31 protein-coding genes and 1 pseudogene are annotated in these 26849 nt (G+C 64.4%); 7 read left to right on the forward strand and 25 right to left on the reverse strand.

Annotation, left to right across the window (positions count from 1 at the left end; all coding sequences use genetic code 11):
- Positions 1 to 12: 12 nt before the first annotated feature.
- From JSV08_05605 to tsaD, 11 genes are read right to left on the reverse strand one after another with little or no spacing between them, the layout of a single operon-like run.
- Entirely contained in the window at positions 13 to 1098 is a 1086-nt protein-coding gene (locus tag JSV08_05605) for a prephenate dehydrogenase/arogenate dehydrogenase family protein (GenBank protein UCF80001.1), read from the reverse strand.
- Entirely contained in the window at positions 1095 to 1388 is a 294-nt protein-coding gene (pheA, locus tag JSV08_05610) for a chorismate mutase (protein UCF81841.1), read from the reverse strand. The genes JSV08_05605 and pheA overlap by 4 nt, the downstream gene beginning before the upstream one ends.
- Positions 1388 to 2185: a tryptophan synthase subunit alpha gene (locus JSV08_05615; GenBank protein ID UCF80002.1), complete on the reverse strand. Its 798-nt coding sequence runs from the start codon at positions 2183 to 2185 to the stop codon at positions 1388 to 1390. The genes pheA and JSV08_05615 overlap by 1 nt, the downstream gene beginning before the upstream one ends.
- On the reverse strand, positions 2172 to 3371 hold the full coding sequence (gene trpB / locus JSV08_05620) for a tryptophan synthase subunit beta (protein ID UCF80003.1): 1200 nt from the start codon (positions 3369 to 3371) through the stop codon (positions 2172 to 2174). Before trpB ends, JSV08_05615 begins: the two co-directional genes overlap by 14 nt.
- Positions 3368 to 3994, reverse strand: a complete 627-nt coding sequence (locus JSV08_05625; protein UCF80004.1) for a phosphoribosylanthranilate isomerase — start codon at positions 3992 to 3994, stop codon at positions 3368 to 3370. The genes trpB and JSV08_05625 overlap by 4 nt, the downstream gene beginning before the upstream one ends.
- A complete protein-coding gene (trpC, locus tag JSV08_05630; protein ID UCF80005.1) occupies positions 3994 to 4806 on the reverse strand; it encodes an indole-3-glycerol phosphate synthase TrpC in 813 nt (270 codons plus the stop codon). Before trpC ends, JSV08_05625 begins: the two co-directional genes overlap by 1 nt.
- On the reverse strand, positions 4803 to 5831 hold the full coding sequence (gene trpD, locus JSV08_05635; GenBank protein UCF80006.1) for an anthranilate phosphoribosyltransferase: 1029 nt from the start codon (positions 5829 to 5831) through the stop codon (positions 4803 to 4805). Before trpD ends, trpC begins: the two co-directional genes overlap by 4 nt.
- Positions 5828 to 6397 carry an aminodeoxychorismate/anthranilate synthase component II gene (locus JSV08_05640; GenBank protein ID UCF80007.1) on the reverse strand — a complete coding sequence of 190 codons (570 nt, stop codon included), beginning with the start codon at positions 6395 to 6397 and terminating at the stop codon, positions 5828 to 5830. Before JSV08_05640 ends, trpD begins: the two co-directional genes overlap by 4 nt.
- Positions 6394 to 7965 (reverse strand): chorismate-binding protein, encoded by a 1572-nt coding sequence (locus tag JSV08_05645; protein UCF81842.1) that lies wholly within the window; start codon positions 7963 to 7965, stop codon positions 6394 to 6396. The genes JSV08_05640 and JSV08_05645 overlap by 4 nt, the downstream gene beginning before the upstream one ends.
- 17 nt (positions 7966 to 7982) lie before the next feature.
- Positions 7983 to 8189, reverse strand: a complete 207-nt coding sequence (locus tag JSV08_05650) for a hypothetical protein (protein ID UCF80008.1) — start codon at positions 8187 to 8189, stop codon at positions 7983 to 7985.
- 1 nt (position 8190) lies between these two features.
- On the reverse strand, positions 8191 to 9258 hold the full coding sequence (gene tsaD / locus JSV08_05655) for a tRNA (adenosine(37)-N6)-threonylcarbamoyltransferase complex transferase subunit TsaD (GenBank protein UCF80009.1): 1068 nt from the start codon (positions 9256 to 9258) through the stop codon (positions 8191 to 8193).
- Between the two features lie 109 nt (positions 9259 to 9367).
- Between tsaD and JSV08_05660 the strand changes: the two genes are divergently transcribed.
- The gene (locus JSV08_05660) at positions 9368 to 9676 is read left to right on the forward strand and encodes a ferredoxin family protein (GenBank protein ID UCF80010.1); all 309 of its coding nucleotides are present in this window, start codon (positions 9368 to 9370) and stop codon (positions 9674 to 9676) included.
- A gap of 74 nt (positions 9677 to 9750) precedes the next feature.
- On the opposite strand, the gene JSV08_05665 is transcribed toward JSV08_05660, so the two are convergent.
- Together JSV08_05665 and amrA are read right to left on the reverse strand one after the other, a co-directional pair.
- Positions 9751 to 11055: a dicarboxylate/amino acid:cation symporter gene (locus tag JSV08_05665; GenBank protein ID UCF80011.1), complete on the reverse strand. Its 1305-nt coding sequence runs from the start codon at positions 11053 to 11055 to the stop codon at positions 9751 to 9753.
- 58 nt (positions 11056 to 11113) lie between these two features.
- Positions 11114 to 12271: an AmmeMemoRadiSam system protein A gene (gene amrA / locus JSV08_05670; GenBank protein UCF80012.1), complete on the reverse strand. Its 1158-nt coding sequence runs from the start codon at positions 12269 to 12271 to the stop codon at positions 11114 to 11116.
- A 132-nt stretch (positions 12272 to 12403) separates the two neighbouring features.
- Between amrA and JSV08_05675 the strand changes: the two genes are divergently transcribed.
- From JSV08_05675 to JSV08_05700, 6 genes and pseudogenes are all read left to right on the forward strand, one after another.
- A complete protein-coding gene (locus tag JSV08_05675; GenBank protein ID UCF80013.1) occupies positions 12404 to 12658 on the forward strand; it encodes a hypothetical protein in 255 nt (84 codons plus the stop codon).
- A 129-nt stretch (positions 12659 to 12787) separates the two neighbouring features.
- On the forward strand, positions 12788 to 13213 hold the full coding sequence (locus tag JSV08_05680) for a cytochrome c-type biogenesis protein CcmH (protein ID UCF80014.1): 426 nt from the start codon (positions 12788 to 12790) through the stop codon (positions 13211 to 13213).
- 45 nt (positions 13214 to 13258) lie between these two features.
- Positions 13259 to 13387 (forward strand): annotated as a pseudogene (locus tag JSV08_05685) (acyl-CoA dehydrogenase).
- Positions 13388 to 13489: 102 nt separating this feature from the next.
- Positions 13490 to 13783, forward strand: coding sequence for an Asp-tRNA(Asn)/Glu-tRNA(Gln) amidotransferase subunit GatC (gatC, locus tag JSV08_05690; protein UCF80015.1), 294 nt, complete (start codon positions 13490 to 13492; stop codon positions 13781 to 13783).
- Positions 13780 to 15231: an Asp-tRNA(Asn)/Glu-tRNA(Gln) amidotransferase subunit GatA gene (gene gatA / locus JSV08_05695; GenBank protein ID UCF80016.1), complete on the forward strand. Its 1452-nt coding sequence runs from the start codon at positions 13780 to 13782 to the stop codon at positions 15229 to 15231. Before gatC ends, gatA begins: the two co-directional genes overlap by 4 nt.
- A 64-nt stretch (positions 15232 to 15295) precedes the next feature.
- Complete coding sequence (locus JSV08_05700; protein UCF80017.1) at positions 15296 to 16429, forward strand: cysteine desulfurase; 1134 nt, start codon at positions 15296 to 15298, stop codon at positions 16427 to 16429.
- Between the two features lie 32 nt (positions 16430 to 16461).
- Here JSV08_05700 and JSV08_05705 read toward each other — a convergent pair whose 3' ends face one another.
- The 12 genes from JSV08_05705 to JSV08_05760 all read right to left on the reverse strand — a co-directional run bounded on the left by JSV08_05705 (position 16462) and on the right by JSV08_05760 (position 25989).
- Positions 16462 to 17184, reverse strand: a complete 723-nt coding sequence (locus tag JSV08_05705) for an energy transducer TonB (GenBank protein ID UCF80018.1) — start codon at positions 17182 to 17184, stop codon at positions 16462 to 16464.
- A gap of 3 nt (positions 17185 to 17187) precedes the next feature.
- Entirely contained in the window at positions 17188 to 17655 is a 468-nt protein-coding gene (locus tag JSV08_05710; protein UCF80019.1) for a biopolymer transporter ExbD, read from the reverse strand.
- A 4-nt stretch (positions 17656 to 17659) separates the two neighbouring features.
- Complete coding sequence (locus JSV08_05715) at positions 17660 to 18097, reverse strand: biopolymer transporter ExbD (GenBank protein ID UCF80020.1); 438 nt, start codon at positions 18095 to 18097, stop codon at positions 17660 to 17662.
- A gap of 9 nt (positions 18098 to 18106) precedes the next feature.
- Positions 18107 to 19015: a MotA/TolQ/ExbB proton channel family protein gene (locus tag JSV08_05720; GenBank protein ID UCF80021.1), complete on the reverse strand. Its 909-nt coding sequence runs from the start codon at positions 19013 to 19015 to the stop codon at positions 18107 to 18109.
- Positions 19016 to 19580: 565 nt separating this feature from the next.
- On the reverse strand, positions 19581 to 20426 hold the full coding sequence (locus JSV08_05725; protein UCF80022.1) for a hypothetical protein: 846 nt from the start codon (positions 20424 to 20426) through the stop codon (positions 19581 to 19583).
- 93 nt (positions 20427 to 20519) lie between these two features.
- Positions 20520 to 21233: an SDR family oxidoreductase gene (locus JSV08_05730; protein UCF80023.1), complete on the reverse strand. Its 714-nt coding sequence runs from the start codon at positions 21231 to 21233 to the stop codon at positions 20520 to 20522.
- A 31-nt stretch (positions 21234 to 21264) separates the two neighbouring features.
- On the reverse strand, positions 21265 to 22056 hold the full coding sequence (gene ccsA / locus JSV08_05735; GenBank protein UCF80024.1) for a cytochrome c biogenesis protein CcsA: 792 nt from the start codon (positions 22054 to 22056) through the stop codon (positions 21265 to 21267).
- Positions 22053 to 23375 carry a cytochrome c biogenesis protein ResB gene (locus tag JSV08_05740; GenBank protein ID UCF80025.1) on the reverse strand — a complete coding sequence of 441 codons (1323 nt, stop codon included), beginning with the start codon at positions 23373 to 23375 and terminating at the stop codon, positions 22053 to 22055. Before JSV08_05740 ends, ccsA (JSV08_05735) begins: the two co-directional genes overlap by 4 nt.
- A complete protein-coding gene (locus JSV08_05745; GenBank protein UCF80026.1) occupies positions 23372 to 23746 on the reverse strand; it encodes a hypothetical protein in 375 nt (124 codons plus the stop codon). The genes JSV08_05740 and JSV08_05745 overlap by 4 nt, the downstream gene beginning before the upstream one ends.
- A 67-nt stretch (positions 23747 to 23813) precedes the next feature.
- On the reverse strand, positions 23814 to 24635 hold the full coding sequence (ccsA, locus tag JSV08_05750; protein ID UCF80027.1) for a cytochrome c biogenesis protein CcsA: 822 nt from the start codon (positions 24633 to 24635) through the stop codon (positions 23814 to 23816).
- The gene (locus JSV08_05755; GenBank protein UCF80028.1) at positions 24632 to 25399 is read right to left on the reverse strand and encodes a cytochrome c biogenesis protein ResB; all 768 of its coding nucleotides are present in this window, start codon (positions 25397 to 25399) and stop codon (positions 24632 to 24634) included. Before JSV08_05755 ends, ccsA (JSV08_05750) begins: the two co-directional genes overlap by 4 nt.
- Positions 25285 to 25989 (reverse strand): cytochrome c biogenesis protein ResB, encoded by a 705-nt coding sequence (locus JSV08_05760; GenBank protein ID UCF80029.1) that lies wholly within the window; start codon positions 25987 to 25989, stop codon positions 25285 to 25287. The genes JSV08_05755 and JSV08_05760 overlap by 115 nt, the downstream gene beginning before the upstream one ends.
- Between the last annotated feature and the right edge of the window lie 860 nt (positions 25990 to 26849).

Raw genomic sequence — 26849 nt, forward strand, 5'->3', positions numbered from 1 at the left:
TCTCCTTTCGATCTAGCGTTTAAGGTTTCGGCGCATCCGATGGGCGCGCCGGAACGCCCCTTCGATTCGCTTCGGCGAGAGCGTTTCCAGGTCTTTAAGGTGTTTTAGAAAAATTTTCATGGCCGCCTTGATGTCTTTGGGGTTCGTGGCGAAGATGTCCCGCCAAATGGCGTGAGGCGAGGAGGCGATGCGCGTCATTCCCTGAAGCCCCGGCCCCACGAGGCGGCGCGCCATCCGGCTTCGGGCCAGGGGCGGCCCCGTGGTGACGGCGAGCACCGTCGAAACAAGCTGGGGCAGGTGGCTCGTGGCGGCGACGATCCGGTCATGCTCACGGGGATTCATCAAAATGGTCTTCGCCCCGAGCGAGGTCGCGAGCTTGCGCAGGATGCGCGCACGCGGCGGCAGACGCTTGCCCCGCACGGGAGTGAGAATCCACTTCGTGCCCTCGAAGAGGTCGGTGCGGGCATGTTCGATGCCACGCTCCTCGGAGCCCGTCATGGGGTGGCCCCCGACGAAGGTAGCGTGCTTGGGCAGGGCGCTTGCCGCGGCGCGGCACACCTCGGCCTTCGTGCTTCCCATGTCGGTCCAGAGGCTCCCGGGCTTGGCCCACTTCGCCCATGCCCGAATCATTCGGACGGTCACGTCGATGGGCGTTGCAAAGACGACGAGGTCCGCCGAGGCCGCCTCGCGCGGGTCCGAGGTGACGCGCCGCAGGATGCCGCGCGGGATTTTTCGCCCTGGCTTCGGGCGCACGTAGCCCACGACGGTGGCGCCCGGCCACTGCGCGCGGAGCGCTTTCGCGAGCGAGCCTCCCATGAGCCCGAGGCCCACGATGGAGACGGAGAGAGGCTTCGAGAGCTTCACCGTAGGGCGGGGTGCGGCGATGCGGCGCGGGCGCTTGGAGATGTAGATGAGGCGATCGACGCCCGGCATCGTCTCGAGCACCGAGACGGGCACGTTCCTCAAATCGCCCACCACGCCCAGGATGACGTGGTGCGTTCCCGTGGAGCGGTGCACGTCGAGCCCCCAGTTCACGACGGTGCGGATGACCTGCCGCGTCTGGCGGTCCGTCGCCCTTTCCTTCATGACGACGATCATTTCCGCCGCCTCCTTCCTTTGGGGCGCTCCGCGGCGGCGCGCTCGAAGCCGCGGAACTCGTCGATGATGCGCTCGAAAAGATGCACCACCGTGCGCCGGTCGAGGGGGCCGCGGTTCGCGCGGGTCAGCTTGCGGAGAATTCTCGCCTCGCGCTCCGGGTCGTAGATTTCGCCGCCGTGCTCGCGCTTCCATTCGCCGATAGCGGCGACCGCGCGGGCGCGCTCGTTGAAGAGCTTCAAAAGCTCATGATCCACCCGGTCAATGCATTTTCTGTGTTTGTCCATGAGTATTATTTCCTAATCGCCGCAACCATCTGCGACGCCAATTCCCGCATCTTTTCCCGCGCCTGCTCCGGCGGGTGCTTCTCGACGAACGAGACGAGAGCGCTTCCCACGACGACGCCGTCGCTCCGGGCGGCGACCTCGCGCGCCTGCTCGGGCGTGGAGATGCCGAAGCCAACGGCCACTGGCTTCTTGACCACCTTGCGGACGCGCGCGAGCTCTTCGCGGAGCGTATCCGAGAGACTCGCCCTCGCGCCCGTGACGCCCATGCGCGAGACGTAATAGACGAACCCGGAGGAGGCCTTGTCCACGAGGCGCAGGCGCTCGGGCGGCGTCGTGGGCGAGGCCAGGAATATGGTGTCGAGCTTGTGCGCCTTCATCACCCGCACGTACTCGCGCGCCTCCTCGGGCGGCAGGTCCACGGCGAGAACGCCGTTCGCGCCGGCCTCCCGGGCGCGGCGGGCGAACGCTTCGAGGCCCATCTGCAGGATGGGGTTGAAGTACGAGAACAGGACGACGGGCGTCTTGTTCCCCTCCCGGCGGAAGCGCTCGATGAAATCGATAATGTCCGCGAGCGTCGTTCCGGCGCGGAGCGAGCGCTCGGCGGCGCGCTGGTTCGTCGGGCCGTCCGCGATGGGATCGGAGAACGGAACGCCCAGCTCGACGACGTCCGCGCCCGCCGAGGCGAGGGTCTTCAGAAATTTATCAGTCCATTCCATGGAGGGGTCGCCCGCCGTGAAATAGGGGATGAAGGCCGTGCGGCCCTTGTTCTTCAGCTTGTCCAAGAGTTTTCTAAGACCGGCCATCGCCCTTCTCCAGACTCTTGCGTACGGTCTCGACGTCCTTGTCGCCGCGGCCGGAAAGATTGATGATGACCACGGAGTCGCGCTTCGTCTCGGAAGCCGTTTTCTTCAGGTACGCGATGGCGTGGGCGCTTTCAAGCGCGGGCAGTATGCCTTCCGTGTGCCCGAGGAGCGTGAAGGCGTCGAGCGCCTCCGAGTCGGTGACGTGGGTGTATTCGACGCGCCCCGATTCGAACAGGAAGGAGTGCTCCGGCCCTACGGCCGGGTAATCGAGTCCCGCGGAGACGCTGTGGGTCTCGCGGATCTGTCCCGCATCGTCCTGGAGCACGTAGGTGTAGGTGCCGTGCAGGACGCCGGGCGAGCCCCCGGCGAAGCGCGCCGCATGCATGAGGCTCGGGATTCCCAGGCCGCCGGCCTCGACGCCGACCATGCGGATGTTCTTGTCTTTCAGGAACGGATAGAACAGTCCGATGGCGTTGCTCCCCCCGCCGACGCAGGCGACGAGAAGGTCAGGGAGGCGGCCCTCGGCCTTGAGGATTTGTTTCCGGGTCTCGCGCCCGATGACGCTCTGGAAATCCCGAACCATCGTGGGGTAAGGGTGCGGCCCGAGGACGGAGCCGAGCACGTAATGCGTCGTCCGGACGTTCGTCACCCAGTCGCGCATCGCCTCGTTTATGGCGTCCTTGAGGGTGCGGCTTCCAGCCGAGACGGGAATGACCTCGGCGCCGAGCTGGCGCATCCGGAAGACGTTGAGCGCCTGCCGCTCCATGTCCACCTCGCCCATGTAGACGGTGCATTCGAGGCCGAAGAGCGCGGCGGCGGTGGCCGTCGCGACGCCGTGCTGTCCCGCGCCCGTCTCGGCGATGACGCGGCGCTTCGACATCTTCGTGGCGAGAAGCACCTGCCCGACGGTGTTGTTAATCTTGTGCGCGCCGGTGTGCGCCAGGTCCTCGCGCTTGAGGTAAATTTTCGCGCGGCCGCCCAGCACCTCGCCCATGCGCGCGGCGAGCGTGAGCGGCGTCGGCCGCCCGGCGTATTCGCGCAGGAGCGCCGCGAGCTCATCCTTAAACGCCTTGTCCCGGCGAAAGCGCTCGTAGGCCTCTATGAGCTCGCTTAGGGGATGCATCAACGTCTCCGGCGCGAACTGGCCCCCGTAGGCCCCGAAGCGGCCGATCTGTTTTGCGCTCATGATTTCGTCTCCTTGGCCGCTTCGCGCGCGGCGGTGAAGAAGGCTTTCATTTTGCTCGCGTCCTTGACGCCCGGTTCACGCTCAACGCCGCTCGCCACGTCCACCCCGAAGGGACGGACGGCGCGGACGGCCTCGGCCACGTTCTCCGGCGTGAGGCCTCCGGCCAGAAGCAGGCGGTGCCTGGCGGCCGCTTCGGCCGCAAGCTTCCAGTCGGAGAGTTTACCGGTGCCGCCGTAGGCGTCGCCGGTCCCCGAATCAGCAAGATGCAGGTAGACTTTATATGCGGCGAGGCGCTCCGCGTCCTCCCCAGAGCTGAGCGGCATAGCTTTTATCACCTCGCACGGCCAGTTGCGGCACATGTCCGGTGGCTCGTCGCCGTGGAGCTGAATCATGTCGAGCCCCGCCCTCACGACGGTGCGCTCGATGGCGGAGCGCCCGGCGTTCACGAACACGCCGACGCGCCGCACGCCGAGCGGAAGCCGCGCCGCCATGCTCGCCGCCTGCTCGACGGTCACGCAGCGCGGGCTTTTCTCGTAGAAGTTGAACCCGACCGCCCACGCCCCCAGGTCCACCGCAAGGAGCGCGTCCTCCTTGCGCGTGACGCCGCAAATCTTAATGACCATCACGCAGCCTCCCTTCCAAGGAGCTCGGCAAGCGCCGCGCCGGGCCGACCGGATTTTATCAAACGCGTTCCCACGAGGAATCCGCGGTAGCCGAGCCCGCGCAAAGTCTCCATCTCCTCGCGCGTTCGGATGCCGCTCTCGCTTATGAGCACGACGCCGTCGCGCCCGGCGTAGCGCGCCAGGCGCTTTGAAACTTCCAAATCGGTCTTGAGCGTCTGCAGGTCGCGGTTGTTGACACCGATGAGCACGGCGCCTTCCTTGAGCGCGGTCTCCGTCTCCCACTCCGTGTGCACCTCGACCAGGGCCGAAAGGCCCAACTCCCTGGCGGCCTGAAGCAAATCGTGAAGGCCGTCGCGGCCGAGGACGGATACAATCAGAAGTACGCAGTCGGCCCCGTAGACCCACGCCTGCGTAACCTGGTAGTCGTCCACGAAGAAATCCTTCATCAAAAGCGGAACGGAGACGTCTCTCCGTATGCGCGCGAGATAATCTATGTTTCCCTGAAAAAATTCCGGCTCCGTCAGGACGGAAATCGCTGCCGCGCCGTTCCGGGCATAGGCGTTCGCCACGTCGAGGGGGTTGAGGTTTTTTCCGATTTCCCCCTCGGAGGGCGTCGCGAGCTTCACCTCGGCGATGACGTGCAGGCCGTCTTCGCGAAAGGGCGCGGCGAAATCGAGCGGCTGGCGCGGCTCGAGATTCATCGTCCGGAGCGCGTCGCGAGAAATCTTCTCTTTCTCGCGCTCGACGCGCGCCCGCGTCGCGGCGACGATCTTGTCCACGACGCTCCGGCGCTGCACGAGAGGCTGGCTCATGAGGCGCCCTCCTTGCGGGTGCCGCGCAGCGCCTCGAGCACGCGGGCGGCGCCGCCCGAGTCGACGCTCTTTCGCGCCTCCTCGACGCCTTCCTTAATAGTGTTGGCGACGCCGGCCACACAGAGCGCCGCGGCGGCGTTGAATAAGGCGCCGTCGCGCAGCGGCCCTTTTTCTTCACCCCGGAGAACGGCTTCGAGTTTTTTTGCGTTTTCCTGCGCCGAGCCCCCGCGCAGCGCCTCGGCGGGGGCGCGCGCCAGGCCGACGTCCTCGGGAGAGACTTCCTCCCGCGAAACTTTTCCGCCCTCGAGACGGTGGACGGTGGTTTTTCCAGCAAGGGTGAGCTCGTCCATGCCGTCCTCGCCGTGCACCACGAGGGCCGCCTCGGCGCCCAGCAGGCCGAGCACCCGCGCGTAGGTTTCTGCGAACGCGGCATCGTAGATGCCCACGACCTGGCGGCGCACGCCGGCCGGATTGGCGAGTGGGCCGAGAAGGTTGAACACGGTGCGGACGCCGAGCTCCTTGCGGGGTTTTCCGACGTGTTTCATCGCGGGGTGGTAGAGAGGGGCGAAGAGGAACGCGAAGCCGTGGCGCTCGAGCGCCTCCCTGGCCTGTTCCGCCGGAAGGTCCAGGGGAACGCCGAGGGCCTCGAGCACGTCAGCGCTTCCCGAGCGGCTCGAGACGGCGCGGTTTCCGTGCTTGGCGACGGCTACGCCGGCGCCCGCGGCGACGAAAGCGGCCGCCGTCGAAAAATTGAAGCTCCCCATCCCGTCACCCCCGGTGCCGCACGTGTCGATGAGGGGCTCGCGGGAAACCTCGAGCTTCACGGCGGCGCGGCGCATGCCCTCGACGAAACCCGCAAGCTCTTCCGCCGTCGCGCCCTTCGTGCGCATGGCGCCGAGGAACGCCCCGATTTGGGCGTCCGTCGCCTCGCCCGAGATCAGGAAGGCCATCGCCTCGCGCGCGCCCTCGCGCCCGAGCGACTTTTTCTCAAACACCGTTTCCAGGGCCTTTCGGAATTCGCTCATGAGGTTACCTCCAGGAAATTTCTTAGAATCTTCTTCCCTTCCGTGGTCATGATGGACTCGGGGTGGAACTGCACGCCGAACACGGGATGTTTCCTATGGCGTAGGGCCTGGACGGTGCCGTCCTCGGCCTGGGCGACGAGCACAAGCTCTTTGGGAAATCTCTTGCGCGCAACGACCAGCGAGTGATAGCGCGTCGCCGTGAAGGGATTCGCGACGCCCCGGAAAATGCCTTTGCCGTCGTGGCGGATTTCCGAGGTCTTTCCGTGCATGAGGCGCCGCGCGCGCGTGATGCGGCCGCCGTAGGCCCGGCCGACCGCCTGGTGTCCGAGGCAGACGCCCAGGGTGGGCACCTTCGCCCCCAGCGCGCGAACCACGTCCACGCTCACGCCGGCGTCGTCGGGCGTTCCGGGGCCCGGGGAGATGATGATTTTTTCGGGACGCATCTTCTCAATCTCTTTGACCGTAACCTTGTCGTTTCGCACGACGCGCAGCCGCCCCCCCAGCTCGTACAGATACTGGTACAGGTTGTAGGTGAACGAATCGTAATTGTCAATCAAAAGGATCATATTGCGTTCTCCGCGAGTCGAATCGCCTCGAACATGGCACCGGACTTGCTCAAGACCTCCTGCCATTCGCGCTCGGGGCGCGAATCGGCCACGACGCCCGCGCCGGCCTGCACGACGGCCTCCCGTCCGCCGGAGCGGGAGGAGGGCCTCACGAGGAGGCTCCGGATGGTGATGGCCGAGTCGAGGTTGCCCTGGAAATCATGATACACCACGGCGCCCGCGTAGGGCCCGCGGCGCACGGGCTCGATGTCCGCGAGAATTTCCATCGCGCGAATCTTGGGCGCTCCCGTCACCGTGCCCGCGGGAAAACATGATGAAAAGGCGTCCCAGGGCGAGCGCGTCTTTCGGAGCCTTCCCTGGACCGACGTGACGATGTGCATGACATGGGAGAAGTATTCGATGTGCATGAAGTTTTTCACGGAGACGCTTCCCGGGGCCGCGACGCGCCCGATGTCGTTTCGCCCCAAATCCACGAGCATCAGGTGCTCGGCGCGCTCCTTGACGCTCGCCTGCAGGTTGCGCTCGAGGCGCCGGTCCTCCTCGTACGTGCGGCCCCGTGGGCGCGTGCCGGCGATGGGGCACGTCTCCAGCGTGCGTCCCTCCACGCGCACGAGCATCTCGGGCGACGCCCCCAGCACCACGTCGCGGCCCGTATTGAGATAGAACATGTACGGCGATGGGTTCACGGTGCGGAGCGCGCGGTAGATGGAAAAAGGCTCGGCGCGGACGGGAAGCGAAAATTGTTCCGACAGGACGCCCTGGAGAATGTCACCGGCGCGGATGTGGCGCTTGAGGCGGCGGACGCCCTCGCAAAAAGCGTCACGCCCCATCGCACCCTCGGTGGGGATCCGCGGGGTTCTGCCCCGACGCACCGGGGACTTGCCGGAGGCCGCGCGGGTGACAGCGCCGTCCTCGAGCCGGAGCAGGCGTTCGCGCATGGATTCGATCGAGTCGCCGGCCTCGCGGTGGGCGCGGCGCAAATCCTTGGAACGGTCGGTGATGACGTTTGATATAAGGAGAAGGCGGTGGCGGACGTGGTCGAAGGCGACGAGGGAGCGGAAAAGCATCAGGCACGCCTCGTCCTCGCCGCTCCGCGGCGGGCGCACGGGAATTTTTTCCAGATGACGAATCGCCTCGTAGGCCACGAAGCCCACGGCGCCGCCCGCGAAGCGGGGAAGCTCGGGGTCCTCGACGGCGTGAAAGCGCGAGAGGTACGCCCCGAGCGCGCGCAGGGGATTTCCTTCGGGCCCCGCTCCCTCCGGGGTGAGCGCGCGGCACTCGCCCGCTCGCTCGAGCCACGCCTGCCCGTCCCGGATGCGAAGCGTCTCGTAGGGCTCGATGCCGAGGAACGAATAGCGCGCCAGGCGGTCACCGCCCTCGACGCTCTCAAGAAGAAAGCTTCCGCCGTGCGGGGTCTTAGCGCGACCCGACCCCCGGCTTTCCAGCCGGGGGAGGGCAAGGCGCAGACACGCCGCCACGGGCGTCAGCGTGTCCGACGTCATCTCGAAAACCATCGGGATGACGTTCCCGCGCTGCGCTTTTTCCCGAAGAGCCTTCAGGCTCAACATTTCTTTTCTACCTGACATCAAATAAAAAACCCACCTTCTTCAAGGCGGGTCGGGTTTCGTTCAAGGGTCGCTAAACCGGCGTCAGAACGCACTCCACCCGCCCTGGCGATACCAGCACCAAAAATAATTGTTGGCCCCAGCGGGCTGCACGTCCATAACAAAACAGAATAGCGCATATTTCCGGGTTTGTCAAGAAAATCGCGTGTTTCTTCAAAAAAGGGCATTCTAGAACCGCCAGTCGGCCCGGGCGTTCAGGGCCAGGGCTTTTGCGGGGGAAAGGGCGCTGCGTCGTCCGAGTATGCCGCAGTAGGCGATCATGGCGCCGTTGTCGGTCGTAAGCTCGCGCGGCGGAAAGTAGGCCGGAACATCGAGCTCCTCGCCCAGCGTCGCGAAGCGCTCCCGCAGGTATCGGTTGACCGAGACGCCTCCCGAGACGGAGAGGCTTCGCGGCTTCATGCGCTTCGCGGCGCGCCTCGCCGTCCACCGGAGCATCTCGACGGCCGCTTCTTGAAACGACGCCGCCAAGTCGCAAATGTCCCCCCGCTCGAGGGCCTCCTCGTGCGAGGAGGCGGGGGCGATGTTCTTCGAGGCCACGTAGCGCGCGACGGCGCTCTTCAGCCCGCTGTAGGAGAAATCGTAGTTCACGGTCTTTCCGATCTTGGGATGCCTCGGTAGCTCGACGGCGTTTCCGTTTCCCTTGCACGCCAGCTTTTCGATGATGGGCCCCCCCGGATAGCCGAGCCCCAGGAGCTTGGAAACCTTGTCGTAGGCTTCGCCGACGGCGTCGTCGCGCGTCGTGCCGATGCGCGCGTAGCGGCGCGCGGAGCGTCTGCCGTTCTCGACGGTGTAGAGCGCCGTGTGGCCCCCAGAAACCACGAGGGCGAGCGAGGGAAGCTCCCTCTCCAGCCCGGGGTGCGCGAGGAAAACCGACTCGAGGTGGCCGTGGATGTGGTGGACCGAAACGAGCGGCAGCCCGTGTTGGTAGGCTAGGCCCTTGGCGAAGTTAACGCCCACGAGGAGGGCGCCCACGAGTCCCGGCCCCGCGGTCACGGCGACTCCATGGAGGCCGTCGACGCCCGCCCCGGCCTGCGAGAGCGCCGCCTCGACGACGGGGCCGATGCGCTCGATGTGCGCCCGCGAGGCCATCTCGGGCACCACGCCCCCGAACCGGGCGTGCAGGTCGATCTGCGAGGAGACGACGTTCGAGCGGATGAGGCACGTCCCGTCGGACGTCCGCTCCACGACGGCCGCGGAGGTCTCGTCGCACGAGGTGTCGATGCCGAGAAAGGTCATGGAAGGCCCGCGCCGGAATTTTGGTTGATTTTTCTTTTTCTGTCTTCTACCATGGCATGATAGAATAAGCGGCTGGCGATGCGAAAAACTGTGAACAGGAGAATGAGCTATGGCCTACATTATTGCTGAACCGTGCCTCGGGACCAAGGACACGGCGTGCGTCGAGGTCTGCCCCGTGGACTGCATCTACGACGCGGGCAAGATTCTTTACATCCATCCCGAGGAGTGCATCAACTGCGCCCTCTGTGAGCCGGCGTGCCCCGTGGACGCCGTCTTCGAGGAAAGCGCCACCCCGCCGCAGTGGGAGCACTACATCGAAGAGAACAGAAAATTCTTCGAAGACCATCCCGACTACGCCGACCGCGAAAAATATCCCATCAAGAAGGGCGAGGAGTACGAGCCTCCCTATTCGGGCTAGAGGTTCTTTCCGACGGCGGGGCCGGGGGACGGGTGTAATTTCCGCAGCGAAGCTGCGCGGCGAATAGCATTTCATCAGTTAGCTGCTTCATGCGGCTCCGAGTCCGGCGACGAGGGCGGCGCCCAGCGTTCGACCACGGCGGCCCCGACGGCGTCACCCCAGACGTTCACGGTGGTGCGGCAGCGGTCGAGGAGCCAGTCGATCGAGAGAATGCTCGCCATGCCCGCGGTGATGACCTCCTGCGGGTAGCCCACCGACGTGAGCACGATGAGCATCGTCACGAGGCCGGCTTCGGGGATTCCGGCCGCGCCGATGGCGGCAAGCGTCGCGGTAACGGCGATAATGAGCATTCCTCCCAAACCGATGTGAATGCCCGCCGCCACGGCGAAGGCTTGGCCGATGAACACGGCCGCGACTGCCTCGTAGAGGCCGGTGCCGTCCATGTTGACCGTGGCCCCGATGGGAAGGACGAACGTGGCCACGTCGGAGCGCACCCGGTTCCGCTCCGTGATGGAGCGGATGGTCACGGGAAGCGTCGCCGAGCTCGACGCGGTCGAAAAGGCCGTAAGCAGCGCCGGCGCCACCCCCGCCGCGTAGCGGTGCGGGGCGCGGCGGCCGAGAAAGTACAGAAGGAGCGGAAGCACCACGAGCGCGTGCACGGCGAGCCCGAGGAGAACCGTCGAGGCGTACCACCCGACGGCTGCGAGCTCGCGCCCGACGGCCGCACCGCCTCCCTGCTCTCCCAGGCGCCCCGCCACGAGGCCGAAGATGCCCACCGGCGCAGCGTACATCACGAGGCGCACCATAACCATGACGGCCTCGTTCGCGCCGAGGCAGAAATCGAGCACCGGTTTTCCCGCCTTCCCGAGCGTCGTGAGCACGCCCCCGAACACGAGGGCGAACACAATTAGGGGAAGGATTTGCTGCCGTGCCGCCGCGTCGAGAATGTTTTTTGGAAAGATCGAGAACAGGATGTCCTTGAGAGCGTCCGCGGGCGTTTTGCCCATGCTCTCTTCGATGCGGGAAGCCAAGGCGGGGTCGGTCAGGGCTGCGGCATGCTCTTGAAAGCCACGGCCGGGTTGAATGACGTTCACCAGGAGAAGGCCCACGAAAACCGCCGCAAGCGTCGTGAGTGCGTAGTAGGTGAGCGCCGCGCCGCCCGTGCGGCCGATTTTTCTCACGTCCCCGAGCGATGCGATGCCCGCGATCATCGAGAAAAAGACGAGGGGCACGATGAGGAGAAACAGCGCGTGCAGGAAAAGCTCGCCCAGGAACTTGACGCGCGCCATGGGCTCGCCGAAGATCCAGCCGCAGAGACCTCCCGCGAGCACCCCCGCGACGATGCCGTAGAAGATGAAGCGCTGTCCTCGTCCTTCCATCAGGGATGATTATACACGACGGAGGCGCCGCAGACGATTTTTCCTCAGCTTTCTCGGGTCAAAACGGGAAGCGCTTCAGGCCATGACCCCCGGCGGCCACTTCACCGAAGACCTGCGCCGTGAACGTCTCGATTTTCGTCTCGGGCTCCTTCCACGAGCCGGGCGAGAGGCCGGCCTTGAGGCAGGTATGCTCCAGAAATTCCTCGCGCTCCATCGCGTGCTCCACCGCCACCTGGGGAAGGAGAAGCCCCCGCCTCGCCCCCTGTTCCACGATAAGACCGTGCCGGCCGATGTCGACGTCTTCGGGGCGGGAAAGGGGGCGGGGGGACGAGAGGACCGAAATCTCGACGTGCAGGCGAGGCAACTCTTCGGCCCGAAGCGGCTCGAAGCGGAGGTCCTCGCTCGCGGCCATGCGGGCGCATTGGGAAACAACCTCGGCGAGGGGCCGCGTGGGTTGGATGTAACCGATGCAGCCGCGCAGTTCGCCGTCCACGCGAAGCGTCACGAAGGCGCCGCGCTTCGCCGAAAGAGGCGGCGTTTCCTTCACGGTCCGGCCGCCCCCGCTCCGTTCAAGCCATTGTTCGACGGCACCGCGCGCGGCGCCGAGCAGGCGCTTCTGTTCCGCGGGAAGAAGAAATTCCTCCGCCCCGTTGCACCGCGCGATGACGCGGCGCTCCGTGATGACGAAATCCATCGGCACGTCGTCTGGGGAAGCGGGAAGCGGCGCGTCGAGAATCTGGCATTCGTAGGCCAGCCCCGCGCGGGCGGCGGCGAGATTCTTCAAGAAGCGGTCGTAGTAGCCGCGGCCGAAACCGAGTCGGAAGCCGCGGGAGTCGAACGCGACTCCGGGCACGAGGACTAGCTCGAGAGATTCCGAATCGACGGGGCGGCGCTCGCGGGGCGCCTCGATGCCGAACGGGTCGCGCTCCATGGGATCGTCCGGGGACGTGAGCTCGCACGCAAGCAGCGCATCGCTCGAGGCGTCCACCGCCGGCACGGACACGCGCTTGCCCCGCGAAAGGGCGCCGCGCAGAATCGAGCGCGTTTCGACCTCCTCGGCCATGGAAAGATAGAGATGCAGACTCGCGGCGCGTTGAACCAGTGGAAAGCGCTCGACGCGGTCGAAAATCTCGGCGTTAAGCCGCCGACGCTCGGTATCCTCGAGGCGTTGGCGGGCGGTGCGGAAGCGCTTGCGCAGTGTCTCTTTCGAATCCACTGAATTGCCTCTTGACTTTTGCCAGCCGTTCCGTAGACTACTTTCGGTGGGGGCGCAACCATGGTAGCACATAATCGCCCGTGAAGGGAGGCGGCTGGTGTATCTCGTTCGGGAAATAGGAGTGCCATCGGTATGCCGTCGCTGAAAGAGCGGCTTGAGAGAATTGTCTCGGAGATGATTGAAAACGGCGTTAAACTCGACGAGGCGGTGCGAGACTTCGAGCGCAAGTACATTGCGATGGCCCTGAAGCATGCCAACGGCAGCCGCTCCGCCGCGGCGAAATCCTTGGGCATTCACCGCAACACGCTCAGGCGAAAAAGCCTTTCGCCCGCGAAAAAATCCGCGCCGCGCAAGCGCTCACGACGGCGTTCACGTCCGTCCAAGTAGTATTCCGCCCTCCCGCCCGCATCGCGGCGCGCTTCGAGTTGACAAGACGCCCAGGCTCTTCTATTCTATGGGGAAACACGACCTTAAAAACGAAAGGAATTTCTGATGGCGGATCCCAAGAAAGAACGTGTGTACCAAATTATCAACCTCGTGGCCGTTCTGGTGGTGGGCATCGTGATCGGCATCATCGTCGTTCAGAAGTACCACGGGCAGCCGGAGGAAGAGGTGCTGGATGAAGTGATAACCTCTCCGGCCGACCCCACGGCAACGCAGCCGCTTACGACCGATAGTACCATACAGGTCACGCCCAAAGTGACGCCTCCTGCGGAGCCTTTGCCGCCGGTGAAGCTGAGCCAGCGCTCGAAGGTGCTCGCCACCGAGTTCCGTTGCCCTTGCAGATGCGGTCACATGCTCATCGAATGCAACTGCGCGAAAGTGCCCGGCCAGCGTGACGCCAAGGCGCTCCTGCAGGCGCTCGTGGATCAGGAGAAACCAAGCGACGAGATCCGCCGGGCCATGAGTGAACGCTTCGGCGACGACATCATTATCCAATAAGGGACATTCCGTGAGCGGCGCGGCGACAGCAGCCTGCGCTCTTTCGTCACTTCCGAGTACCAAGTCATGCGGCACATGTGCAACCTCGAGTCGGTCATCACTTACGAGGGCACCCACGACATTCACACCCTCATCCTCGGCAGGGCGTTTACGGGCATAGGCGCCTTCTCGTAGGGTTTTTCCCCGAATCCGCCGAGGAGCGCGGCGGACACTTCCATGACGCCAGGCCCTTTTCCCGTTGCGTTTGCGCGCCGTTGCGCTTATCCTAGAGGGGTCATGGCCGTTACGAAAGACGACGTTCGGCACATCGCGAAGCTCGCGAAGCTGGCGCTCTCCGGGGATGAGCTTGAGCGCCTCACGCGCGAGCTTGCCTCCATTCTCGAACACATCCGCGTGCTGGAGAAAGCCCCTCTCGAAGGGCTCGAGCCGGTCGCGCACGCCCTCGACGTCGTCTGCCCCGCGCGCGACGATACGACGGAAAGCTCGCTCCCGCGCGAGGAGGCGCTTCAAAACGCGCCCGAGCAGGAGGGCGGCGCGTTCAAGGTTCCGGAGGTCATCGAATCCTCGTGAGCAACACCCCGCTTGCCACGCTCTCCGAGCGCCTGCAGAAAAAGGAGACGACGTGCGTCGCCCTGGCGGAGGAGGCGCTCGCGCGAATCGAGGAGGTCAACCCGAAGCTCAACGCCTTTATCACGGTGATGCGCGACGAGGCTCTCGCCCGGGCCCGGGCGCTCGACGAGGAGCTCCGCGCGGGCAAGTCGCGCGGACCGCTTCACGGCGTCCCGACGGCGCTCAAGGACAACCTCTGCACGCGCGGCGTGCGGATGACGTGCGCCTCGAAGATTCTGGAGAATTTCGTCCCGCCCTACAACGCGACCTCGGTGGCGCGCGCCGAGGAGGCGGGCGCCGTCTTCGTCGGAAAAACCAATATGGACGAGTTCGCCATGGGCTCCTCGACCGAGCACAGCGCCTTCGGCGCGGCGCACAACCCCTGGGATCTGGAAAGAGTCACGGGAGGCTCGAGCGGCGGGAGCGCCGCGGCCGTGGCCTCGGGATGCGCGCCGGTCGCGCTCGGCTCCGACACGGGCGGCTCCATCCGGCAGCCCGCCGCGTTCTGTGGCGTCGTCGGCATGAAGCCCACGTACGGCCGCATCTCGCGCTACGGGCTGGTCGCGTTCGCCTCCTCCCTCGACCAGATCGGCCCCTTCGCACGGAGCGTGCACGACGCGGCTACGCTTCTCGCCGCCGTCGCGGGGCGCGACCCGCGCGATTCCACGTCCGTCGAGGTCGAGGCGGATTTTCTTGAGGGAATCGACCGGGGCGTGAAGGACCTCAAGGTTGGCCTCGTCGAGGAGGGCTTCGGCGAGGGCGTGGCCCCGGAGGTGCGGCAGGGCATCGAGCGGGCCGCGGAGATCCTCGGCGGCCTGGGCGCGCGCGTGGAGCGCCTTTCGCTTCCTTCCATCTCCTACGCGATTCCGACCTACTATCTTCTTTGCACGTCGGAGGCGAGCTCGAACCTCGCCCGCTACGACGGGGTGCGCTACGGCCGCCGCGCCCCGGAGGCGGGAAACGTCGAGGAGCTCTACGTCCGCTCCCGGAGCGAGGGGTTCGGCCCCGAGGTGAAGCGCCGCATCATGCTCGGCACCTACGCGCTGAGCGCCGGGTACTACGACGCTTACTACGCCCGCGCGCAGCGGGGGCGGCGCCTCATCGCGAACGATTTCAACGAGAAGTTCGAGCGCGTGCGTGTGCTGCTTCTTCCCTCGACGCCCACGCCGGCGTTCCGCCTCGGGGAAAACATCGACGACCCCCTCCAGATGTACCTCTGCGACATCTTCACCGTCTCGATCAACCTTGGCGGCCTGCCGGGGCTTTCGATGCCTTGCGGCAAGACCTCGGAAGGTCTGCCACTGGGAGTTCAACTCGTGGCGCCCGCGTTTCAGGAGGCCACGCTCTTCCGCACGGCGCAGGCCCTCGAGAAAGGAATTTCCTTCGCCTACGAGGGGATGGCGGTCTAGGGGAGCAGCGTGCCGTAGCTCAGCCGCCGGCCGGGATCGGCCTTCGCCCGAAAGGGGTTTATTCGTGATTTACCTTGACCGCATCACGACCACGCCGCTCGACGAGCGCGTCTTTCGCACCATGGAGCCCTACCTGCGCGAGCACTGGGGGAGTCCCTCGAACCTCGGCCGCGCGGGCGACGCTCCGGCCGCTGCGCTTGAGAAGGCGCGCGCCGACGTCTCGGCGCTCGTTGGAAGCAAGGCAGAGGAGATCTTCTTCACCTCGGGCGGCGCGGAGGCCTCGAACTGGGCGATCAAGGGCCTGCTGCGCCACCCGCGCGTCGCCGGGCGGCGCGTCCTTGCTTCCCCCGTCGAGAACCTGCACGTCCGGCACCCCCTCGAGCGCATGCGCCGCGAGGGCTTCGACGTCTCGTGGCTTTCGGTCGACTCCGAGGGGCGGGTGAATCCGGACGAGGTTCAGAAAACGCTGCGGCGGGAGAAAGCGGCGCTCGTGGCGCTGGTGGCTGCAAGCGGCGAGGCGGGCACGCTCGAGCCCCTCGTCGGTGTGGGACGAATCGCGCGCGAGGCCGGCGCCGCCTTTTTCGTGGACGCAACCCATGCGGCCGGGCACGTTCCGCTCGATGTCCGTGAGATGAACATCGACCTTCTGAGCCTTTCGGCGCACTACTTCTACGGGCCGAAGGGCGCGGGCGCGCTCTTCAGGCGGGAGGGCCTCTCCCTTCTGCCTCTCGTCGAGGGCGGAGCCCAGGAAGAGGGCCTTCGCGCCGGGACGCCGAACGTGGCTGGCTGCGCTGGCCTGGGGGAGGCGGCGCGCCTCGCGCGCGAGGAGGCGGACTCGCGCGGCACGCACCTCGGATCACTCGCGCGGGAAATCCGCGCGGTGCTCCAATCCCTCGACGGCCTCTCGTTAACGGGTCACCCCGTGGAGCGCCTGCCCGGCCACGAGAGCTTCTGTGTGGAAGGGGTGGACGGTGAGGCGCTTCTCGTTCTGCTGAACGAAGAGGGCGTCACGGCCTCGAGCGGCTCGGTGTGCTCCTCTGAGATTGGAAAGCCCTCGCATGTGCTTCAGGCCATGGGGCTTCCGCCCGAGCGCATCAAGAGCTCGCTTGTCCTTGCACCCCTCAAGAGCACGACGAGGGAGGAGGTGCTTGAGGCGATGCGGATTCTCAAGCACTGCGTGGAGCGCCTCCGCGCCTAGGCGCGGCAGCGGGCGGGATTTCTACTGGATTTCTACTGGAGCGTGAACCGAACGATCACATTGAACTGCAAGCTGATGGGCCTGCCGTGAAGGGTGCTGGGCTCGTACTTCCACTTCCAGACGGCCTCGACGGCCTCTTCGGTCATCCCGAGCGGTCCTCCTTGGACGACTACCACATCGGCGACGTTTCCCCTTTCGTCAACGGTAACATTCAGGAAGACATTGCCCTCCAGGCCCACCCGCTTGGCCTCGTCGGGGTAATCCGGCTCGACGCGGTAAACGCACTTCGGTGGCGTGGTGCCTGCCATGCCCGCGACGAGGGCGCCGACGGGCGCGGGCGGCCCGTCGGGAATGCCGATCATGACCTCCACGCCCGGCGGGATGATAATTTCCGGAGGCTCCGGCTCGCGGATGGGCTCCGGCTCGTCCGGCGTGGGGTCGGGAACGATCACGCGAACTTTCTTCTCCTTCTTTGCGGGAGGAGGGGGAATCTTGGGCGGGGGAACGATCCTGAGGACCTTCATCACGGCCTTTTTGACCAGCTTCTTTTCCATAACCACTTCTTTACTCTCAATGAGGAAGAACAAGGGGAGCAGAAGATGGAACAGGACGGCGACGATGGTAACGCGCTTGATGCGGTTGGGCGCCTTGGGGTCGATCGCGAGGAGGAGATTAAGGTCTACCTTCGAGGAAGGCGACTCTTTGCCTTCGGCCGCCGGCCGGGAAGTGTTACCGGATTTCTCTTCGTCCGCCATGGCTTAAAACTCCCCCAGCACTTGCTGGATCTCGTAAAGCTCCGCCAGGGAGGGAATCGAAATTTTCCGCACCCAGAAGCCGTGGCTCTCCTCCTTCGCCGTGCGCAGGGTGTCGTAGGCCGCGAGCATAGCCCCGTAGTCCGCCATGGGGTCGGTGTGGATCATCACGGGCTTATCGGGCCAGCCGATGCCTTCCGTGAGCTTGGGCGCCAGGTACCCCAGCAGGTCCTTGAGCTCCATGGGGCGGCGGTCCACTTCGTAGCTTCCGTCCGGGAACACCTTGATGTAGACCGCCTCCTCGCGCTCGATGGCCTTCGGCACCTCCTCCTTTTTGGGGAGCTCGTAGTCGAGGCCGCGGGTGATGCTGAACACGGCGGTCACCATGAAGAAGACAATCAGAAGGAACGCGATGTCGGCCATCGAGGCCGTGGGAATTTCAGGGGAAACGAATCCTTTCTTCCTGAAGCGCATGGGGTCAGCTCCTGACGTCTTCCACGGTTTTCTGGGCGGAGAGGAAATAGATGTTCCGCGCCTCGGCTTCCTTGAGCATCTCGATGACGCGGTCGATGCGATCGTACTTCACGTTATAGTCGGCCTTGATGACGAAAGGATGGGCCGCGTTGACGGACGTGACGTTCATGATGAAGTATGGGAGGTCTTCGATGCCGCTGATCGGCTCGCTGGTCTCCTCACCAGCCGTGAAATACACATCGCCGTCGTATGAAAGCACGATGTAAGCCGAGCCGCGCACAACCTCGTAGCGTTCCACCGTTTTTGGAGGATCAACCTGAGTGCGGTCCACCTGGAACGTCGTCGTGACCATGAAGAAGACGATCAGAAGAAACGCGATGTCGGCCATCGAGCACGTCGGGATGACGGGCGGAACCGCGCGTTTATGGATACGGAAAGCCATCGCGTCTTCCTATGCCTTGCGTATTTCGGCGTGCGTTTCGAGGAGCACGTTCGACGACGCCTCCATCTCGCGTATGAAGCGCGTCACGATGACGGCGTAGAAGTTGTAGAACGGCTGCGCGAACATCGCGATAGTAAGACCCGATGCGGTCGTGATGAGGGCCTCGGAAATACCTGCGGCCACGAGGTTGGGATTCGAAAGGCCGTACTGGGCGATTTTGTCGAAGGAGTTGATCATGCCCGACACGGTGCCCAGGAAGCCTACGATGGGGGCGACGTTCGCGACGGTCGCCAGAATCCACAGAAACTTTTCCAGTCTGCCCACCTCAAGGACCGCGCTGTTCTCGAGCGTTTTTTCGATCTCCTCCACGGGGTCGTCGAACTTCAAAAGTGCGCCCTTGACCACGTTTGCGACGGGCCGCCCGGCGTAAGCTTCCTCCTCGCAGATGGCCATGGCCGCCTTGACTCCGCCCTTGAGGAGCGCGTCGCGGGTGCGGTTGATGAACTCGACCGCATTGAGCGCGGCCTGCTTGTAGGCCCACGCACGCTCAAGGATGAACGCAAGCCCTACGAGGGACGCAATAAGAAGCGGATACATGAACGGCCCGCCCTTCTTGAAGAAAGTGCCTGCCCTGCCGATGAAACTCGGCTTTTCCTCGGCGGGGGGCGCTTCCTCAGGAGCGGCTTCCTCGGCGGGAGCGGCTTCCTCTCCCGGGGCGCCTTCCTCCCCGGGAACGCCTTCCTCACCCGGGACGCCTTCCTCACCCGGGACGCCTTCCTCTCCAGGAACACCTTCCTCTGCCGGAGCCGTTTCCTCGAGGGCCGGCTCTTCGATCTGCGCGACGACTATCCCGCATGCCGCGGCCAGAAATGCTGCAATAATTCCCAGTGCTGCGTATTGAAACAGGGTTCGGTTCATCGGTTTCTTATCCCTTCGTTTGTGTGTTTATCGTCATGCCAAGTTGGAACGTTGTCAAGTTGAAGGCCAAGATAGCACAGCGCCGGAAGGTTGTCAAGGCCTGCCCCGGCGCTTGCCCCGACAAGCCCAAACTTTAGTATGGGTTTGCTTCCAAGAGATCCTTTGTTCATGAGCACTCCGTAGGTTCGTTCCTATGCTGAAATTGAAAAATCCTTTGTTTTCGAGCACTTCGTAGGTTCGTTTTGTAATTCCTTGGAAGGGGCTTCTTTTCGCCTTGATTTCCAACTTCGGTGAATTCTTCATGCGGCATACCATATCATGTAATACGACATACGTCTTCCAACGTTTATGCCTCCCCGGCGATTTGTCAAGCATTTTTATCCGCCTATGGCAGATTGCCGGCCCGCCGGAGGCGGGTAAAATTTGCCTAATCTGCCGCTTTTGCCGCTTTTTTGTAGGGGCACATCGCGCTGTGCCCCTGCAGGTGGGCGGGGTAACCCCGCCCCTACATTTTCCCCGCCTCAAACCGCTACGCACGCGCCGCGCTCGCAGGATGAAGCGGCCGTCAGCCCAACCGGTTTGTGATTTCCCGCAGCCTGATCATTTCCTGGTAGTACTCCGGGAACGCCTCGATGCTTTCCATAAAGCCGAAGACGTACATGATGATGGACAGCGTCTGCCCGTAGCTCGCCCCTTCCGTGCTCACGGCGGCCACAATCGAAAAAAGCAACACCGCGGAGAGAACCAGCCATGTCAGCGAGAAATTCCTCGTTTCCAGGTCGGAGAGCTTGACGTACCACTTCGCGATGCCCCGGAAGTGGGAGTCTATCTCCTTGGGATCGTTTTCGACGATAACGTCGACCTGGCGCTCGAACTCGTCGTTCTGCTTCCTGTTTATGAAAAAAATCTTCTTCTCGCTGAGCGCGTATATCGCAGCGACCGCGGCCGTGCCCGCAAGGCAGGCCAGGAAAACTTCCGTATTAATAAAGAAAATGATGACCACGGTTCCCGCAAACCCGATGACGTTGTTAATAATGCCCGGCAGGGCGTGTTCCAGGAATTCGATGAACTCGGTGAACAGATTGGTCCGGGCGGAAATTGTGGAGGTCGTGGACTGCCGTTCCTTCTCGCGGTGCACCAGCTCATTGCTGACGACCCTGTAGATGCCGGAATAAATCCTTGTGTCGTAGAACCGCCGCCCGGCGCCGATGAGCAGCGTGATCACGCAGAGGAACCCCAGCTGGACGATTCCGGCCCAGCGTTGTTCGAGCAGGTCGTCCACGGCCCAGCCGATCACGAGGGGAAAGAGCAGAATCAGAATGCCTTCAAAAGTAACAAGCAGCCATGTGAAGGCGACTTTTTTCCAAAAGCGCCTCACTAGGTGGCGCAGCGATATGACGCTGTTCGTCATGCATGCGTTCCTTTTTTATTCCCGGGCCGCGTCCTTTATGGTAAACGGATGGAAGGCGGTCTTCCGTCTCGAATGGCGGGACGGGCCTGGCGGTTAATACTCCTCGATATCGCCGAGCATTGGACGAACGATTATTTCTTCGACCACGGCTTGGGGGCTGAGGCTTACCACGGTGCGAACGAGTTTTCCGATGTCCGCCGGATCCAACAGGCGGCCTTCGGGGAAGGTTACCCCCGCCCACTGGTCCGTCAGGGCGTCGCCGGGCGATATGTAGGTTACGGATATCCCGTCGTTCATCAACTCCTCGCGCAAATTGACGGCGTAGCCGCGCAGCGCCCACTTGGCGATGCCGCACAACGGGTTCTCTTTAAACGGCCCGTGCGCGGCCGTGGAGCCTATGAATACCACCCTGGAATTGGGCGTTTCCCGCAAGTGAGGGATGAAGCCCTGGACGCAGTGGTAGGCGGACATGAAATCGACTTCGAACGCCTTCTGGAAATCGGAAGGCGTCGCGGCGGCGAGATCTTTCTCGATCAAAACGCCCGCGCTCAGCACGAGGACGTTCGGCATGATGTCGTTTTTTTTCGCAAACTCCGCCAATTCGGAAAACACCCCGGCGTCCGCGAGGTCGCACGCGAAGCATTCGACGCGGGACTTCGAGCGCGATTTGATCTCGCGCGAGGCCGCGTCGAGATTCTTGGGGGTTTTGGCCACGAGCAGAAGGTCGTACCCCGCGTCGGCGAGCTCGAGGGCTACGGCCTTTCCTAGTCCGCGGCTTCCGCCCGTGATAAGTGCATTCATCGGCATGAGTGTCTCCTTATGTGGTGAACATTATCCCTCAGAATCCCACCTCGAAAAAGTGAAACGCGCTCCGGTTGGGGAGGAGCGCGATGCCCCAGGCCGCAAACAGGAAAAACGCGTAGGCCAGTGCAAGAAGCCACGCCAGGCGGCGGCCGCCCCAGCGGTGGAATATTCGCATGTGAACGGCGAGCCCCATCGCGAGCCAGGAGCACACCGTCGTGGTCTCTATTATGTCCCAGCTCCACCACCGGCCGATGAGCTGGAACTCGTAGATCGAGCCGAGCGCAGTTGCAATGGAAAGCGCGGCGAAGGCGAAAAGAAGCCACGCCAGCGTCTTCTCGTCCGTCCGCGCCTGCTTTTCCGGAGGCGCGGCGCCGCGGCGGACGAGGGCGCGGCCGGCGTTGAGGAACGCCACGGACAGGCCCCAGAACGCCACCCAGGCGAAGAGCGCGTGGAACTCGGCCCACAGGCTCTGCTCCGAGATCGTTAGCGGAATTCTCCGGGTGTTGAAGGAGACGCCCCAGAGCAGGAGGGCGGCGTTGAGCCACGCGCCGGCGCGGCACACGTCCCGGAGCGCGGCGTCCAGCCGGAACAGGACGACCCACCCGATGGAGAGCACCCAGACGGCGGCGAGGGAGTTCTCGTAGGTCCCGAACACGGGCGCGTGTCCGACTCCGGCCCACCGCACCGAGACCGTGGCGGTGGCGAGAAGGGCCGCGGCGACAAATAGCATTCCCCGCGCGAGGGCCCTCCCGCGCGCGGGCCACAGCCCCGCCGCGACGTGCGCCGCAAGCGTCAGTCCCCACAGCAACGCTTCCGGGCCGGTCATGCGCTGAGCGCTCCGCGCGCCAGCTTCAGCGCCCGGCGGACGACACGGGAGCCGAAGGTTTTTGGAAAGAGCGGGCTGTGCGCGCCCACGATGAGAACCGCTCCGCCGCCGGGCAGGGAGGACGCCAGCTCCGTCCGCGCCGCGACGCTGCGCTGGTGCCGCACGAGGCGTACGGCGAGGCCCGCGAGCGCCACCGCGTAGCCGGAAAAAACCAGGATGTAGCCGCGGGTGCGCTGAATGCGGAAGTGGCCGTAGTAGCGGATGTCGGGAAAGCGAAGGGAGTATTGATCGAACCGGACGGTCTCTCCGGGCCGCACGAGGCCCCGGAACGCCTCCCGCGGCGGCGGCGGGGAGTTTCTCTGGATTTGAACCTTGTAGAGAGGATTTTTCAGATTGTGGGTCAGCGTGAACACGTCTTCCCCCTTCACGGCGTGGTCCGGAAACACCTGGACGGCGCACTCGTAGGGAAGCTCGCCGAGGGGGAACGCGTCCCACAGGCCGGCGGGAACGATGGAGAGGTTCATGTAGGAGCGATAAATTTCCCGCCCCGCCTCGTCCGTCACGACGCATTCCGGCGCGTAGCCGAAGCCGCGAAGCGCCACGATGGCCCCCTCGTGGAAGAGCGGCGTGTTTATCCACATGCGCTTTTCACTGGCGAGCGTCTCAGCGGGATAAGCCACGCGCGCGTACAGGTCGGTGAAGAGAAAATTATCCTTCCAGAACCGGGGAATAACCTTTTCGAGCTTGAACGAGACGCGCGGGTACGACTCGGCGGGAGAATCTTTCGGAAACAGGTACTCTTCCGGAGCGCCGCGGAAGGCCTGCCCCTCCGTGAGAACCACCTCCCCGTGGAAGGGGCTGGCGAGCTCGACGAGATAGGCCAGCACGATGAGCAGGAAGACGGTGTGGAAAACGAGCGTGCCCCACAGGCTGCGCTCCCCGACGGCCGCGTGGAAGCCGTCTTCCGTGCTTCGGACGCGGTAGCCCCGCCGCCGCAGGCTGGCCCGGAGCGCGGTCTTCACGCGCTCGGCGCGCTCCGGGGGCATCCGCAGCGCAAGCACCGTCGGTAGCGCGGGGACTCCGGCCACCCGGACGTGCCGGCCGTGCCATAGATGGAAGGCGGTGCGCCCGACGTAGAAGACGCTGTTGAGCGCCAGCGCGAAAAAGAGCGCAAGGAAAGGCCACTCCGAAGCGATGCCGCGCAGCGTGGCGAAGGGCACGCCGTAGATTTGATAGGGAATCATGAAAACGGCGATGGCCGCAAGGAGCACCGTCATCAGATAAACCGAGAGGCGGGGGGAGGCGAGAAACTTTATCACGTGGTGTCCACCGAAGAATGAGGCGATACAACCTCGAGTTCGGAAATCACCCACCGCCCTTCTTGGAGCACGAGGCGGTAGAGCACTTCCTGGGAAAAAATTTCTTCCTCCTCGGCGGGAAGACGGGTTTCGGAAGAAATCTTCGTGCACGTCCAGCGCTCTTTCGTCCGGACCGAGACCTCGGAGTCCTCGACGCGCGTTTCCACGACGGTGAGCTCGTGGAGGTCGCAGCTGAGAAGCCTTTCCTGCTTGAGCAGGTAGAGGATGTATTCGGTGACGCGCGAGTGCTCCTCGGGGGTCGTGTAGCGGGCCACCAGGTCTGGGTCGGGGCGGAGGTAGGCGTCGCGGAGGGCGTCGTTGTAGCGGCGCACTACCTCCACCGCCGCCTTTTTCGGGCCCTGGGCGCAGGCCCAGCATGCCGCTGCGGCGAGAACCAGGCTACAGAAGCTGCGTGTGCGTCGCGGGAACAAACCCTATGCCCCAGAAGTAGATGATGTTTGTAATGAGGGCCAGGAGCGCGTACCAGGCCGCCGTCCGGCCCCGCATGCCGAACATCAGGCGGAAGTGAAGAAAGAGGCCGTAGACGAGCCAGGAAATGAGCGACCACGTCTCGATCGGATCCCACGACCAGTAACTGCCCCACAGCCCGTGCGCCCAGATGGCCCCAGTCGCGATCATCAGGCCCTGGCCGATGAATCCGAAGAGGATGAAGCGGAACGTGAGGTCTTCCATGCGCGCCGGGGCGGGCAGGCGCTGAAGGAAGCCTCCTGCGCGGGGGGCGCGGTGGGATTTGATTAGATAGAAAAGGCCCAGGCCCGCCGCCGCCACGAAGCTGCCCCACGAAAGCCACGCGAACCCCACGTGCACCCAGAGCCAGTTGCTCTGGAAGGGAGGCGCGAGCGGGCGTATCTCGTTCTCCGCCATCACGCCGCAGCCCAGCATGATGAGCGCCACGGCCGCCGCCACCAGTCCGAGCGGGCGCAGGCTCTCGCGCCTCCAGGCGGCGACGAGGTAGACGACGCCCGCGAACCAGGCGCCGGCCGCCGCGTGCTCGATCGGCTCCGCCACTGGAGGGTGGCCCGACGCGGCCCAGCGCACCGCGACGGCGAGCGTGTGGAGGGCGAAGGCCCACGGAAACACCAGCCACGCCCACCTGAGGCGGCGCTCCGAGTGGAACACCCAGCCGCTCAGGAACAGGGCGGCGGCCACGGCGTAGCCCGCAATTGCGCCCCAGAGAATCGACCCTTCCGCGATGATCATGGGGAAGGCGAATCCTCGCTCGGTCGCGGCGCTTCGAGAAGGCGCTCCGCCTCCTCCTCGAATTCCTCCTTGAAGAGGGCGGGGCAGTGGGGCGAGTGGCCGCGGACGAGAAGCTCGCCGCCGCGCCGCTCGATCCAGAGGCGGCGCTCGTAGTCCCAGAAGCGCACGCCGAGAGCCGCGGTTCCGCCGAAGAAGGAGACGAACAGAAGGAAAAGGCCGAACTCCCGCACCACGCGCAGGCTGACCCAGCGGCGCACGTCGGTGAAGAGCACGCGGTATTCCCCCGCCGCGTCATGCCCCGGCTGGAGAGAGGGAAAGGCGACGCTCCGGCCCTGGTGCAGGAACCCCTCGTACAGGAGCTCCCCGCGGCGGAGGATGCGGGCGTGGAAGGCGGGATTGGAAAGGGCGGAGGTCAGGCTTACGGCGCGCCCCTCTTCGTCCACCGAAAAATCCGGATAGAAGGTCAGCTCGAGGCGCAGCCCCAGCTCGGGCGCCTCGAAGGAGTCCTCGCGGTAGCCCATCACGCTCAGGTTCACGTACTGGTCGAAGCGGAGATTCTCGTTTTCGTCCCAGAGCTGAAAGCGCGGCGAGAACCCCTGGCGGTGGAGGATGAAATGGGTTCCCTCAAGCGCCCAGGGCTCGTTGACCCTCATGGTGACCCACTTGGCGTCTCGAGTCGGGGCGTCGTAACGAAAATCCGCCCGGTATTCGACGGGATGAATCTCCTCCTCGTACACGGCCTCGAAGCGCTCAAGGGTGAGCAAGCCTGGAGGCAAAAAAAAACTCTGGGTCTCCTCACGACCTTTTGAAGCGACTCTGGGACGAGCGGCACCGTCTGCCCCTCGGCCACGACCAGCGAGGCCGAAAGCCCGAACAAGGCCTGAAGTATGGCGCCCACGATAATCATGAGGAGGTTGGCGTGGAAGACGGTGGACCCCCAGAAGCCCCAACGCCCGCGCTTCGCGATCCACCGCCCCGGAGCCGGGGAGGCGACGCGCCACCCCCGCCCCGCAAGCCGCTGCAGGAGGAAGTCTTCCATATCTATTGGAACCGCTTTCGAGAACGCCTCTTCCGGCGGCCGGTCGGGGGCCCGGTTCCGGCGGGGGATGCGCTGGATGCTGCAGAGCGCGGTGTTGACGAGCAGGTAGAGGCAGAGGCCGATGAACGGCCAGCTTTCCACCACGCGTTGCGTGTTGAGCGCTTCCCCTGTCCGAAGCCAGACGGGGTGCAGCTGTGCTTCCTCCTGCTCGCTCAGGTAGAGAGGGTTCGGGAGCGCCGTGCTAAGAATCAGGAGGCCCGTAATGAGGGAGAAGCTTACGATGGCGAGCGTCCGCGACGTAAGCAGCTTCCACACGGCGCGAGGTCCGGCATGCAGGCGCATTTTTTTGCTCAAGTCCACAGTTTACCGTACTTTCTAGTGTAGTGCGCCCGACGCTTCTTTACAATGGCGGGGGCCATGAAAGGCCTTCAAATTCGCGTCCATGAGCGACGCACCGCTGCGCCCCGACTTTGTCGGGGCGAGCTTCGTGACGGCTTGATTTAGGAAAAAAGAGGGGATGTCGGGTCTTCTAAAGGCGGGGTGAAGGTCGTGGCTTTCGGGATTATGGCTCCGGGCAGACGGAGACATTCACCCCGAACTCGAAGAGGGTCGACGGGCCTGGATTCGGTATGGATACTATATGAACTCTTGCATTCGTGTCCGTGCAATCGAGAGTTATGATGGGTGAAATCTGTTGAACCGCGACGTCGACAAGGAATACACCCCCGGGGAGTGCGCTGGCGATTACAGCCACAATTTCAGCATCATAGCCATCCGGGCAATCTTGGTTCGGACAAGTCTCATCGAAGGGGATAGAGCAACAGCTGCGACAATATCCCGGCGTAATGGTAGCAAGGAGGGTATGCGAGCAGAAGTCGATCGTCGGCGCCGACCCTTCCAGAAAGTATTCGACCCACGCGGAATCCAGGTCCGCTTGGTTGTCAATGGCCCAGCCGAGTCCGGGCTCTGATTGGGAAGCGCGGAGGCCGCATCCTTCGTAAACCGTCTCTAAGGGGATGTCGGGGCCGCCGGGACAAACCCCGCAAGGGGGGGGAGTGACGGGTGTGTCACCGCAAGGGAGAGGAGTATCGGGCGATGAAGGTGAGGAAGGCGAGGACGGTGAGGAACCCGCGCAGCCGACGGCAACCACCGCGAGGCAGCAAAGCAAGGCGAGA

The sequence above is a fragment of the Acidobacteriota bacterium genome (genome assembly GCA_020349885.1).
Lineage (GTDB): Bacteria > Acidobacteriota.